The 12,961-nt window shown below is 41.9% G+C and carries 12 protein-coding genes; 3 read left to right on the top strand and 9 right to left on the bottom strand.

The features are described from left to right. The first annotated feature begins 20 nt into the window (after positions 1-20). The gene (locus HPC40_RS04620) at positions 21-608 is read left to right on the top strand and encodes a response regulator (protein ID WP_208118328.1); all 588 of its coding nucleotides are present in this window, start codon (positions 21-23) and stop codon (positions 606-608) included. A 143-nt stretch (positions 609-751) separates the two neighbouring features. Here HPC40_RS04620 and hemG read toward each other — a convergent pair whose 3' ends face one another. Genes hemG through pepQ form a run of 3 tightly spaced genes read right to left on the bottom strand, consistent with a single transcriptional unit; the run spans position 752 to position 3,239 of the window. After that, positions 752-1,282 carry a menaquinone-dependent protoporphyrinogen IX dehydrogenase gene (hemG, locus tag HPC40_RS04625; protein ID WP_208118329.1) on the bottom strand — a complete coding sequence of 177 codons (531 nt, stop codon included), beginning with the start codon at positions 1,280-1,282 and terminating at the stop codon, positions 752-754. Between the two features lie 23 nt (positions 1,283-1,305). Further along, positions 1,306-1,911, bottom strand: a complete 606-nt coding sequence (locus HPC40_RS04630; protein WP_208118330.1) for a YigZ family protein — start codon at positions 1,909-1,911, stop codon at positions 1,306-1,308. Further along, positions 1,911-3,239 (bottom strand): Xaa-Pro dipeptidase, encoded by a 1,329-nt coding sequence (pepQ, locus tag HPC40_RS04635; RefSeq protein ID WP_208118331.1) that lies wholly within the window; start codon positions 3,237-3,239, stop codon positions 1,911-1,913. The genes HPC40_RS04630 and pepQ overlap by 1 nt, the downstream gene beginning before the upstream one ends. Before the next feature lie 71 nt (positions 3,240-3,310). Here pepQ and tusA point away from each other — a divergent pair, with 71 nt between their 5' ends. Continuing rightward, a complete protein-coding gene (gene tusA, locus HPC40_RS04640) occupies positions 3,311-3,553 on the top strand; it encodes a sulfurtransferase TusA (RefSeq protein WP_208118332.1) in 243 nt (80 codons plus the stop codon). A gap of 5 nt (positions 3,554-3,558) precedes the next feature. Here the strand turns inward: tusA and HPC40_RS04645 are convergent, their stop codons facing one another. From HPC40_RS04645 to HPC40_RS04670, 6 genes are all read right to left on the bottom strand, one after another. Further along, a complete protein-coding gene (locus HPC40_RS04645) occupies positions 3,559-4,731 on the bottom strand; it encodes a XylR family transcriptional regulator (RefSeq protein WP_208118333.1) in 1,173 nt (390 codons plus the stop codon). Positions 4,732-4,865: 134 nt separating this feature from the next. After that, entirely contained in the window at positions 4,866-5,993 is a 1,128-nt protein-coding gene (locus tag HPC40_RS04650; protein WP_208118334.1) for a sugar ABC transporter permease, read from the bottom strand. Between the two features lie 3 nt (positions 5,994-5,996). Then, positions 5,997-7,508 (bottom strand): xylose ABC transporter ATP-binding protein, encoded by a 1,512-nt coding sequence (locus HPC40_RS04655; protein ID WP_208118335.1) that lies wholly within the window; start codon positions 7,506-7,508, stop codon positions 5,997-5,999. Between the two features lie 61 nt (positions 7,509-7,569). After that, the gene (xylF, locus tag HPC40_RS04660; RefSeq protein WP_208118336.1) at positions 7,570-8,568 is read right to left on the bottom strand and encodes a D-xylose ABC transporter substrate-binding protein; all 999 of its coding nucleotides are present in this window, start codon (positions 8,566-8,568) and stop codon (positions 7,570-7,572) included. A gap of 230 nt (positions 8,569-8,798) precedes the next feature. Then, a complete protein-coding gene (nhaC, locus tag HPC40_RS04665; RefSeq protein ID WP_208118337.1) occupies positions 8,799-10,238 on the bottom strand; it encodes a Na+/H+ antiporter NhaC in 1,440 nt (479 codons plus the stop codon). Positions 10,239-10,248: 10 nt separating this feature from the next. Beyond that, entirely contained in the window at positions 10,249-11,409 is a 1,161-nt protein-coding gene (locus tag HPC40_RS04670; RefSeq protein WP_208118338.1) for a MalY/PatB family protein, read from the bottom strand. 218 nt (positions 11,410-11,627) lie between these two features. On the opposite strand from HPC40_RS04670, the gene xylA reads away from it, so the two are divergent. Further along, positions 11,628-12,947: a xylose isomerase gene (gene xylA / locus HPC40_RS04675; protein ID WP_208118339.1), complete on the top strand. Its 1,320-nt coding sequence runs from the start codon at positions 11,628-11,630 to the stop codon at positions 12,945-12,947. The last annotated feature ends 14 nt before the right edge of the window (positions 12,948-12,961 follow it).

Here is a 12,961-nt window from a genome sequence, read left to right on the forward strand (position 1 = left end):
ACCATCAGAAAGGAGAGATTATGAAACTTTATTTAGTTGATGATGACCATGATGTACTTGATGCTGCCACTTTTTTACTTAATCAAGCAGGTTATCAAGTCCAATGCTGGACAGATAGTCAACAATTTTTAGCCGAAGCTGAATTATATTCCCCAGGTATTGTAATATTAGATATGTACATGCCATATTATGATGGTAAACAAGTCCACCAATATCTCATTGAACATAATAGCCCCCTCGCTGTAATTATCTTAACTGCACATGCAGATATCCCTATGGCAGTCAGTGAGCTTAAAAAAGGTGCTATTGATTTTTTACAAAAACCTATTTCATTTGAAGCGTTAGAAAAAGCTATTCATCATGCACAAGCAAAAACACAACAAGACTATGTAAAATATCGCTTAAAACGAAAATACAATACGCTAAGTGAAAAAGAAAAAGCCATTCTAAAACTGGTTGTCCACGGTAAAATTAATAGGCAAATCGCCGAGTTATGCAATATCTCCATTCGTACAGTGGAAGTTCATCGTGCCAATATCTATAAAAAAATGGAGAGCAAAAATCTAGCAGAACTGATCGCTAACGTAAACGATATACAGAATATTTAAAAATATAACTTAATCGATCAGGATGATAATATTACGTTAATCTGAGCATAAGATAGACACTCATAGAACGCCAAACTCAGGTACATACCTCTGCGACAGAAATACAACATAAATCAAACACAAAAAAATAGGGGAAACAAAAACTACATCAACAGTTGCAAAAAACTGTCTGCAAAAGCATCAACTTTCGCCCAATCTGTGTATTCAACTTCCTGGCTCGTGTCTGTTTCACCGCCTGTTAAACGCATAATAAACTGGATCATTATGCGATCGAATGGGTGATAGCGAGGATAATATAATGCACCTGCAAACACAGCTTTTAAGTGCGGTTGCCAGTCGATACGGGCAAGAAATTTTCGGGTATAGGCATTTGTTTCAGGCGTATTTTTATCTGCTTTACGGGCGGTGAGATTCACACTGAAAAAAGCCGTCGGAATGCGGTTAAGCAGTTCATAATGGCGGTTGACAAATTGTGCTAAAGTGCGGTCAAAATGCCCATAGCGGATAGATGCACCGATGATCACGCCGTCAAACCGTCGCAGATCGCAGTTCAATGCCTCTGTCAACGGCATTAATTTGGTGGTGATGTCCGCACGCTGCAAATGCGCCGCAATGGCGGTTGCAATTTTTAAGGTTTGCCCATCTCGGGTTGAATAAATTAGTAAGATTGCCATAGTTCACTCCAAATCGTGCGGCATTACTCAAAGGTTAATCGCAAGCTGCCTCGGCTACGATCGAGCAGTTGCTGGGCAAATTGTGTGCTCATAGCAGGATCGATAAGCAATGTAAACCGCACATCCCCCCCAAACACTTGATCCTCAATCACGATCTCAAACTGTTTGATTAACTGTTGCACTAACGGCATTTGTTCGTAATGACACGTTAAAAATGCCTTTTGACGTAGAATTTTCTCACAGGTGGGTAATAAGCTCAACGCCTGCTGCACACCATTGCCATAAGCTCGCACCAAGCCCCCCGTGCCAAGCAAAATGCCGCCGTAATACCGCACAACTACCGCACTTATCTCTCCGACGCCAGAACCTTGTAACGCACTTAACATCGGCTTGCCTGCCGTGCCTGAAGGTTCGCCATCATCAGAAAATCCGAATTGCTGACTATCATGTGGGCTACCTGCACAAGCCGCCCAACACCAATGGCGTGCGTTAGGGTGTTGTGCTTTAATGTCCGCCCAAAACGTACGAGCTTGCTCAAGCCCATCGGTGTGAGCAAGATAAGTGATAAAGCGACTTTTTTTAATCTCCTCACTAAATTCAACGGGCTGTGCGGGAATCAAATAACGCATTAACTCGCCTCTTCCAGTTGTGCAAACGCACTGGCAGTGATATTTTCCGCACCGTGTTCAGTTATTATCACATTATCTTCCGTGCGAATGCCGCCATACTGTAAAAATGCCTCAATTTTATCCCAATTAAATTGCCCCCGAACCGCACTTTCACGCCATGGTTTGAGTAACATCGGGATAAAATAGAACCCAGGTTCAATGGTTAGCACCATATTTTCCTCTAAATTGCGCGTACAACGCAAACTTGGGTAAATATCTGGTGGGGCTTTGTGCGTACCGCGTGGTGTTTGTTGAAAACCTGCCACGTCATGCACTTGTAGCCCTAAAAAATGCCCTAAACCGTGAGGAAAAAAGGCACGCGTGATGCCTTGCTCAAAAATATCGGTGCTCGTCGCACGGACAAAGTTAAATTCGTGTAATAGTTCGGCGATCAATTGGTGCATTTGCGTATGGTAATACAAATAGTTGTAACCTACTTGTAGCTCACGGATAATACGCAGTTTGTACTGCTCCATTGTCGCAATTAAGGTAGCATATTCATCGTCTTGTGCGCTGTATGTGCGGCTAATGTCCGAAGCGTAGCCAAGATAGCTTGCCCCCGCATCAATCATGAAACTTGACCGCACTTTGGGTTTTTGCCTATCCACATTGGTGTAATGCAAGATCGCAGCATGTGCATTCAGTGCAATAATGTTGCCATAAGGGACGCTATCATCCCGTTGCTCACTCGCCTGCAAATAGGCAAGATTAATGTCAAATTCGCTTTTTCCCTGCTCAAACGCCGCTCTCGCCGCTAAGTGCCCTCGCACCGCTGGCAATTGTGCCTGACGCATACAATACAGCTCAAATTCACTTTTGATACTACGTTGATAATGCAAATAATTTAGTGCTTTTTGCACATTGATGTGAGTAAATCCTAACGTAGTAGCCAGTGCGGTATTATCGCCTAAATAGAGTGCATGTTGCCCCGCAATGAGGTGTGGAATTTCCGCCAATTTACGCACCACTGTCCACTCAAATTCAGTACACCAAAAATCATCAGGCAGTGGCTCAACCTGATGCCAATAATCATCAGGTTGATAAAAATATAAGTGCGGTTTGTGTTGCCCATCCAACGATATCCAGCATTCTGGCACACTGATTGGCACCACATAGCGAAACAGTGGATTTACCTTGAATGTAATAGGACTATCATCTAAAAAATAATGCTGTACACTGCCCGAATGTACCCAAACTTTCTCCACTCGGCAAAGATCACACACCTGCGAAAACACGTGTTGCAAGTGGCGCAAATGGTGTTGAAAAAGTGCGGTTAAATTATCGGACATGGTAAACCTCGCATAGCAAAACGGCATATTTCACGCTATTATAACGCAAAAGTAATGGAATATGATGACTTATGTGTACGTTTACTGAAGATCAAACCTTAGATACGCAGGGGTTGCGTTGCCCTGAACCTGTGATGCTTGTGCGCAAAACGATTCGTGGCATGCAGCTGGGTGAAATTTTGTTGGTGATCGCCGATGATCCTGCCACCACACGCGATATGCCCAGTTTTTGTCAATTTATGGATCATACGCTTCTACACGCAGAATATGCCAAGAAGCCGTATCGCTATTGGATTAAAAAAGGGAAAGAGTAAGCTGATTAGTCAATATAGTGCAGCCGATAATTATTTGGGGTCTCTTTGTAGACTTTTTTAAATACTGAATAAAAATATTGAATGGAAGGATAACCGCAAATTTCCGCGATCTCATTGATGCTGATATCCGTGGAGATTAACAATTTATGTGCACGACCTAATTTTTCATCATGAATCGCTTGGTGGATTGTTTTTCCTATTTCCGTTTTAAAACGCATTTCAAGATTAGAACGCGATGCTCTGATTTTATCTAGCACTTGCTCAACTTTTATGCCTGCACACGCATTCAGACGGATGTAGTGCATGGCTTGCATAACAAGTGGATCGTTAATTGAACGAAAATCAGTTGAACTACGCGCTTCAACCTTGAGTGGGGGAACAATAATCGGTGAAGTCGGCATGGGCTGATTTAAAAGACGCTTTTGCAACAATTTAGCCGCTTGATAGCCCATTTTTTTCGTGCCTTGTACAACAGAGCTCAGCGAAATACGTGAAAAATACTGAATAAGTTCTTCATTATCAATCCCAATAATACACAGCTCTTCAGGCACTGAAATTTTGAGATGCTCGCATGTTTGTAGTAAATGACGTGCTCGTGCATCAGTAACCGCAATAATGCCTGTATGTTTGGGCAGTGATAAAATCCATTGATTAAGCTCTTGCTGAGAATTTTCCCATTTATCGTGTTTGGTTTCGTGCCCTAAGTAAATATGCGGTGTAAATTGATGTTCTGTCATTAATTGCTCAAACGCGCGATGCCGTTCTGTAGACCAGTGTTTATGATGAACACTCGGCGAGCCGTAAAACGCAAAGTGGCACAGCCCCTTATCTCGCAAATGGGTAAATGCCATTTCCACTAAAGCAAAATTATCCGTTGCAACATAGGGAATATGCTGTGGGTAATCATCAGCATTATGATAAGAGCCACCGACAGCCACAAGTGGAATGTTGGTATGCGTCAATTTTTCGACCAAATCGGGGTCATCAAAATCGGCAATAATACCATCAATACTATTGAGGTCTAAGCTACAGTTATGATGGAGAAAATCATCTTTTAAAAAGACATCCCATGAACATTGCGAGGCTTGGATATATTCGCCAATACCTTCCATAACTTCTCGGTCATAGATTTTATTTGCATTAAATAACAATGCAATACGATAAAAACGCGCCGTCATTTTCACCTCAAAAGTAAGTGGGAGATAAATTACTATAAAATAATTTTTTGCTTTTTTCAAAAGGGAAAATACAGCGTGCAACACCGCATAAAAGTGCGGTCGACATCGTTCAACCGCACTTTATCTATTTGAGTTTAGGCTTTTTTCTTACTGATAGAATCAACCCACACAGCAAGGAGCAAAATGCCGCCTTTAACGATATATTGCCAGAAGGTTGGCACATCAAGCATACTCATGCCATTATCAAGCGAGGCAATGATCAATGCCCCGATGATCACACCCCATACGCTACCAACACCGCCAGCAAGGCTTGCACCACCGATAACGCAGGCTGCAATCGCATCAAGCTCCGCATTTTGCCCAGCAGATGGAGAACCTGCACCGAGACGTGCGCTCAAAATTAAGCCCGCAATAGCCACCATCACACCGTTAATTGCGAATATCGCCAACTTGATTTTTTCTACTTTAATCCCAGAAAGACGTGCGGCATCAATATTCCCACCAATCGCATAAATATAACGCCCAAATGCGGTTTTGCGAGAGATAAAATAACCAAGTACCGCTAATATTGCCAGCAACAATACCGGAATAGGAATGCCCCGATAGTCATTTAAAAGATAAATGGCACCGAGTAACACAATGGCAAAAACCGCACTTTTACCCATAAATGCCCCCGCACTTGCATTAGGTAACGCCAATTTTTGCCGTGCCATGCGTTGTTTTTGCCCCCAAACAACAAAAGCTGCAACCGCAATAGCCCCAAGAATAAAGCCAAGCTCTGAGCCTAAATAGCCTTGTCCAATTTGCGTCATGGTGCTGGACGTTGGCGATACGGTTGTCCCGTTGGTCATACCGATTAGGATGCCTCGAAACGCCAAAAGTCCCGCCAAGGTTACAATAAACGAAGGTACTCGCTGATATGCCACCCACCAGCCGTTCCACACACCAAACAAAAAACCCAGTGCGAGCGTAGCGATGATGGTTGCTGGCAACGGCCACCCCCACCACACATTTGTGATCGCAGCAAAGCCACCTAAAAGCCCCATTAACGAGCCAACGGAGAGATCAATTTCGGCACTGATTATCACAAATAGCATCCCGATCGCTAAGATGCCTGTAATTGATGTTTGACGCAGTAAATTAGAAATATTGCGCGCACTTAAATAAGCACCATCAGTTGCAGCGGAAAAGAATAACATAATCACCACAATGGCGATCAACATAATATAAACTTGCAAATTAATCGCTTTGAGCTTTTTCATGTTCTACTCCTTAAGTGCGGTTTCCATCACCTGCTCTTGGGTGAGGTTATTATTGATTAAATCCCCTTTAATTTTGCCTTGATGCATGACCAAAATCCGATCACTGATGCCAAGTACTTCGGGCAATTCACTTGAAATAACAATAATGGCAACACCTTGTTTGGCAAGGTGATTAATCAATTTATAAATTTCATATTTCGCCCCTACATCAATGCCACGAGTGGGTTCATCTAAAATGAGAATACGCGGATTAAGCAACAGGGCTTTCGCCAAGATAGCTTTTTGTTGATTACCACCAGACAATCGCCCAATGGCTAAATCAGGCGAAGAAGTCTTCACTTTTAATTCGGCAATTGAGCGATTAATCACCACCTCTTCTTCGCTGTCATTAATCACGCCATAGCGACAAAAGTGCGGTAGCGCAGAGAGGGTAATGTTTTTATTCACGCCCATTATTGGAATGATACCGTGCCGTTTACGATCCTCTGGCACCATAAAAATCGTGTTACGAATTGCTGCTGCGCAATCTTTGTGGTGGACTTTTTGCCCATGCAAATAAAAATCACCACTATATTTGCCCAAATAAGCCCCAAATAGGCACTGCACCACTTCTGTCCGCCCCGAACCGACCAACCCTGCAATACCTAAAATTTCGCCTTTATGCAGTGAGAACGAAGCACTATCAACGCGCTTAATATGCGTATTAATGGGATGCCACGCATTGAGATTTTCCACGCGCAGAATTTCTTCACCTATGGCGTGTGCCTCATGCGGGTAAAGTGAGGTGATTTCTCGCCCAACCATCATAGTAATAATGCCATCTTCACTCATCTCACTTGCTGCACGCGTGCCGATATGTTGCCCATCACGAATCACACAGATCTGATCGGAAATGGCTTTAACTTCATTGAGTTTGTGAGAAATATAAATACATGCGATATTGTGATCTCGCAGATTTTTGATTAAATCCAATAAAACAGCCGTTTCTTTCTCCGTGAGCGAGGCCGTCGGTTCATCCAAAATTAATAAACGTACATTTTTATTGAGTGCTTTAGCAATTTCAACTAATTGTTGCTGCCCCAAGCCGAGCTCCCCAACAATCGTGTAAGGGTCTAGCTCTAACTGCACTTTGGCTAGCATTTTTTTACAACGAAGATACATCTCGTTTTCATCGGTAACGCCGTATTGTGTAATTTCATTACCTAAAAAAATATTATCCATGATGGATAAGGTTTTAACCAAGGCTAACTCTTGGTGAATAATGGCAATGCCTTTGGTTTCAGTATCCTTGATGGTTTTAGATTTTAATTGCTCACCGGCAAAATAAATCTCACCTTCGTAGTCGCCATACGGGTAAATACCACACAATACTTTCATTAAGGTGGATTTGCCCGAACCATTTTCACCACAAAGGGATAAAACATCGCCTGCGGCTAAGGAAATGGAAACGTTATCTAACGCTTTTACATCACCAAAGCGTTTCGTAATATTTTTCATTTCAAGCAATGTATCCATAAACACTCCTAAATTGACCGCACTTTGTATCAGCTGAAAGGGGGATTACTCCCCCTCATTGTTACTTATAAATGCTGTCTTTAGTGTGGAAACCATCTTTGACGATAGTGTCATCAATGTTGTCTTTTGTTACCACAACAGGTTCAAGTAAGTATGCAGGGACTTCTTTAATACCATTGTTGAGTTCGGCATTGTGTTCAACAGGCTCATTTTTTGCTAATTTCACTGAGATTTCAGCTGCTTTATCAGCCAGTTTTGCAATAGGTTTATACACCGTCATTGTCTGCGTGCCATCAACAATACGTTTAATAGCAGCTAAATCAGCATCTTGCCCAGAAATGGCGACTTTGCCTGATAGCCCCTGTGCACTCAGTGCCTGAATGGCTCCGCCTGCGGTCGCATCATTAGATGCAACAACAGCATCGATTTTATTATTATTCGCCGTCAATGCGTTTTCCATAATCTGAAGAGCTTTTTCTGGCAACCATGAATCCACCCATTGATCACCCACCACCTTCACATCACCTTTATCGATGGCTGGTTGCAACACGGTCATTTGCCCTTTGCGGAAGAGCTTCGCGTTATTGTCCACAGGCGAGCCACCCATTAAGAAATAGTTGCCTTTTGGCTTCGCATTTAAAAGTGCGGTTGCTTGCATTTCACCGACTTTCTCATTGTCAAATGATACATAAAAATCCAAGTCTGCATTGTTGATCAAACGGTCGTACGCCAATACTTTTATCCCTTCACGTTTTGCCTCTGCAATCACATTACCGAGCACATCACCGTTATGTGGAATGATCACTAAAACATCAACGCCACGGTTGATCATATTTTCAATTTGTGAAATTTGTGCAGCATCATCACCATTTGCTGATTGCACAAAAACTTTTGCGCCAAGTTCTTCGGCTTTTTTACTAAAAATAGAACTGTCTTTTTGCCACCGCTCTAAGCGTAAATCGTCAATAGACATACCTATGGTTAATGTTTTTGCACCTGCAATACCACTGGCAAGTCCTAAAACTAGTGCTGCTGATAATAAAGATGTTTTAAATTTCATACAGAACCTCGCATTGTGATTAATTTACGTCAGTACAACATGACAAAGACACTATTTTCTATTTATCGATAAAAAACAATTCAGATATTTTATTTTAATATTACGTTTTATGTTTTTCGTGAAGAAACTCACATTATTTGAGGGTTATCATTTCTGTAAAAAATAAAAGTGCGGTGCAAAAAAGCCTTCTTATTTTTGAAATAAAAAGGCTTTTATATTAAAAAAGAAAATTACGATTGTGCCAACATCTCTTTTTGCTGTTGTGCATTAATGCGGATAATACCAATGCCTGTTGCAGCCCAAAACATGGCAAAAAATACCGCAATCCAGCTCACAATCGCCCATGGCACATATTCTAGTGTCGGCACACCCAGTGTTCCCGCCATATACGCACCTGCTGCCGTCCACGGTAAGAGCGGTTCAAATAGCGAACCTGAATCTTCTACCGTACGCCCTAGCACTTTTGGATGCACGCCACGCTCAATATAGGCTTGACGCAACATTTCAGCTGGCATCAAAATAGAAATCTGTCCATTACAGGTTACGGCAATCATTGTGATACCACATAAAATTGTGGTAAATACCAAGGAAAAGGTTGAACGCACAAGTTTGAGCATGCTTTGCAACAAGACATCAAGCGCATTACTAATTGAAATTGCTCCGACAAAAGACAAGGCACAGAAGCAGATGAGCAAGGTACTCATCATTGAATTCATTCCGCCACGGTTAAGCAAGCGACTAATATCAGATGTGATTTGTAGGCTCTCATTATGGATCATGGAGACATTAAAGCCATTTAACGCACTATCAATCACATCATGAACAGAAAATGGTTGAAATAAAAGCGCAAATGCAATCGCCACAACAGAAGAAAGCAACATAATTGGAATTGTTGGTTTTTTCGTGATTGAGCCCCATAAAATAATCGCTACAGGAATCAGCAAGAATACATTAAAATCATAAATTGTTTCTAAATTGCTGATCATTAATTGCACTTTTTCTGGTGTGGCAACATCAGCCACATCAATGCTTAAGCCATAGGCGATATATACAACAACCGCCACTAAATAAGACGGCACCGTCGTCCACCAAAGGTTATAAATATGTTCATATAAGTTTACCCCAGTGGCGGCGGAGGCTAAGTTAGTGGTATCGGATAACGGCGATAATTTATCACCAAAATACGCGCCTGAAATAATCGCACCAGCGGTGGCGGCTAAATTGGCGTCAAGCCCCACAGCAACGCCCATAAAGGCAACCCCAACAGTACCTGCACTGCCCCAAGAGGTTCCCGTACATACCGACACCACCGAGGTCAGTAAAAGTGCGGTAATATAGAGGTATTTCGGATCAATAACTTTTAATCCGTAGTAGATCATCATGGGAATGGTACCACTGGCAATCCATGTTCCAATTAACAATCCCACACTAATCAAAATCAATAATGCGGGCATTGTTTTTGCAATTTTTTGTGCAATGGATTTTAAGACTTCGTCATAAGTATAGCCAACCCGAATAGCCAGTGCACCTGCCAGCACAGTTGATACAATTAAGATGGGTTCTGGTGGTAAATCAAAAAACGCATAGCCCAATCCGATTAAAATCAGCATGGATAATATCGGTGTCAACGCTTCTAATAACGTTGGCATCCGTGGTGTGTTGCTTGTCATTTTAGCTCCTTTAGCGCAATAATGCCGCCTTCATTTGATCTAATACTCTGACCAATTCAGCCCGTGGTAGGGCTAAATTCATCCTAAAAAAGTTGTTGCAATCTCGTCCAAAATCGTCTCCCCACGAAAACTCAACGCATGCTTTTTCACGCATCAACGTTTTAAACTCATCCGCAGACAAGCCGGTAGCAGAAAAGTCCACCCAGCAAAGATAAGTGCCATCGCCTTGACTGATTCGCAAGGTTGGCAGATGCTGTTGGAAATAGGTGCGAACTAATGTGCGGTTTTGGTCAATGTAATCCACCAAATCATCAACCCATTCATCGCAATATTGATAGGCTTGATAGAGTGCTTGAACACTAAAATAGCTCGGATTATGAAAACCTAATTGTTGTAAAATCGCGGCTAACCGCACTTTAATGGTTTCGTTTTCGATCACCACATTGGCAATTTCCAGCCCTGCTAAATTAAACGTTTTAGCAGGACTTGTGCAAATCATCGAATGCTGCGCTGCAAACGCACTCAGCCGTGCATACACGATATGCTTGCGATGAAAACAAAAGTCTGCGTGAACCTCATCACTGATTACAAACACACCATATTTTTCGGCTAAGCGGGCGATACATTGCAACTGTTCAAGTGACCAGACCAATCCCGTTGGATTATGGGGAGAGATTAAAATAAACGTTTTAATTTGTGCAAAACACCGCTCTAGTGCCTGTTCATCAAGATGGTAGCGTTGATTAGCATAGGTTAATGGGCATTCAATAAGTGGGCGTTGATTTAATTTTACGGTATTGAGAATTGGCGAGTAAGACGGTGTGAAAATCCCAACAGCATCATTGGGTTCAGTCAAAAAACGCAAATATAATGACACCGCTTGAATAATGCGAGGACAGAATAGAATGCTCTCTGACCGCACTTTGTAATCATAACGCCGTGCTAACCAGTTTGCGACCACTGTGTAATATGCCGCCCCTAACTCAGTGTAACCATAAATGCCATTATTTGCCTGCTCAATTGCCGTAATTACCGCACGAGGTGCAGCAAAATCCATATCAGCAACCGATAGTGGCGTAATATTTTCACCCAAGCGTTCAATGGCACCATCCCATTTTGCACTGAAGGTATTTTTACGCGAAATAAGGGTATCAAAGTGCGGTTTTGACATAATTATGTCCTCAAAAATAATAATGAATATTCAAGAATTCTGTTTTATTCGTCAAGTTATAAAATTTTACAATCCCATTATGATATTTATTTTTTGTGATCGTCCTCATAAAAAACAATAATCGAAATACAAAAATAAAATAACATAATTGAGCATTGTTATTTTTAATTTTATCTTAATACAAGATTTTATTTTCTAACGAATAAGAGGAAAAATATATGTCTGAATTTTTTGATAAAATTGATCGTGTCAAATATGAAGGTGTTAATAGTACAAACCCTTTTGCTTATCGCTATTATGATGCGAATAAAGTTGTATTAGGTAAAACAATGGCTGAGCATTTGCGTATGGCGGTGTGTTATTGGCATACATTCTGCTGGAACGGGACAGATATGTTTGGCGCAGGTTCACTACAACGCCCGTGGCAACAAGAGCCAACCGCACTTGAGGCTGCAAAACAAAAAGCCGACATTGCGTTTGAATTTATTTCAAAATTAGGGCTGCCATTTTATTGTTTCCATGATGTGGATATTGCACCTGAAGGCAATTCATTTAAAGAATATGTGCATAATTTCAATACTATTGTGGATATTTTAGGCGAAAAACAAGCACAAACGGGAATTAAATTATTATGGGGTACAGCAAACTGTTTTAGCAACCCGCGTTATATGTCTGGTGCGGCAAGTAATCCAAATCCAGACGTGTTTGCTTGTGCTGCAACCCAAGTGGTGCACGCCATGGGCGCAACCAAAAAACTCGGCGGCGCAAACTATGTGCTATGGGGTGGCCGAGAAGGCTATGAAACATTGCTCAATACCGATTTAAAACGTGAACGCGAACAACTGGGGCGTTTTATGCAATTGGTCGTGGAACATAAATATAAAATTGGCTTTGATGGTACACTATTAATTGAGCCAAAACCGCAAGAACCAACAAAACACCAATACGATTATGATGTCGCAACAGTGTACGGTTTCTTAAAACAATTCGGGCTCGAAAACGAAATTAAAGTCAATATCGAAGCCAACCACGCCACGCTTGCAGGACATACTTTCCAACATGAAATCGCCACAGCAACCGCACTTGGCATTTTTGGATCAATTGATGCTAATCGCGGCGATGCCCAATCAGGCTGGGATACCGATCAATTCCCAAATAGTGTCGAAGAAAATGCACTGGCCATGTATGAAATCTTAAAAGCCGGTGGTTTTACCACGGGTGGCTTTAACTTTGATGCCAAAATCCGTCGTCAAAGCACATGCCGTTATGATCTTTTCCATGCACATATTGGCGGTATTGATGTCCTCGCCCATGCACTACTCGTTGCCGCTAAAATGATCGAAGATGATCAATTACAAGCACTAAAAGATGAACGTTATGCAGGTTGGAACGGGGAACTCGGGCAAGCCATTTTAAAAGGTGAGCGAAGCTTACAAGATTTAGCCACCATGGTGGAGCAACAAAATATCAATCCACAGCCTGTATCGGGTCGACAAGAACGCTTAGAAAATATTGTCAATCACTACATTTACAAATAACACCAAAAGGGCGA

Origin of the sequence: Spirabiliibacterium falconis (assembly GCF_014885015.1) — a bacterium.
Taxonomy (GTDB): Bacteria; Pseudomonadota; Gammaproteobacteria; order Enterobacterales; family Pasteurellaceae; genus Spirabiliibacterium; species Spirabiliibacterium falconis.

Coding starts and splice junctions, on each gene's coding strand:
- HPC40_RS04620 (WP_208118328.1), top strand. CDS start 21: ATGAAACTTTATTTAGTTGATGATGACCATGATGTACTTGATGCTGCC.
- hemG (WP_208118329.1), bottom strand. CDS start 1,282: ATGGCAATCTTACTAATTTATTCAACCCGAGATGGGCAAACCTTAAAA.
- HPC40_RS04630 (WP_208118330.1), bottom strand. CDS start 1,911: ATGCGTTATTTGATTCCCGCACAGCCCGTTGAATTTAGTGAGGAGATT.
- pepQ (WP_208118331.1), bottom strand. CDS start 3,239: ATGTCCGATAATTTAACCGCACTTTTTCAACACCATTTGCGCCACTTG.
- tusA (WP_208118332.1), top strand. CDS start 3,311: ATGTGTACGTTTACTGAAGATCAAACCTTAGATACGCAGGGGTTGCGT.
- HPC40_RS04645 (WP_208118333.1), bottom strand. CDS start 4,731: ATGACGGCGCGTTTTTATCGTATTGCATTGTTATTTAATGCAAATAAA.
- HPC40_RS04650 (WP_208118334.1), bottom strand. CDS start 5,993: ATGAAAAAGCTCAAAGCGATTAATTTGCAAGTTTATATTATGTTGATC.
- HPC40_RS04655 (WP_208118335.1), bottom strand. CDS start 7,508: ATGGATACATTGCTTGAAATGAAAAATATTACGAAACGCTTTGGTGAT.
- xylF (WP_208118336.1), bottom strand. CDS start 8,568: ATGAAATTTAAAACATCTTTATTATCAGCAGCACTAGTTTTAGGACTT.
- nhaC (WP_208118337.1), bottom strand. CDS start 10,238: ATGACAAGCAACACACCACGGATGCCAACGTTATTAGAAGCGTTGACA.
- HPC40_RS04670 (WP_208118338.1), bottom strand. CDS start 11,409: ATGTCAAAACCGCACTTTGATACCCTTATTTCGCGTAAAAATACCTTC.
- xylA (WP_208118339.1), top strand. CDS start 11,628: ATGTCTGAATTTTTTGATAAAATTGATCGTGTCAAATATGAAGGTGTT.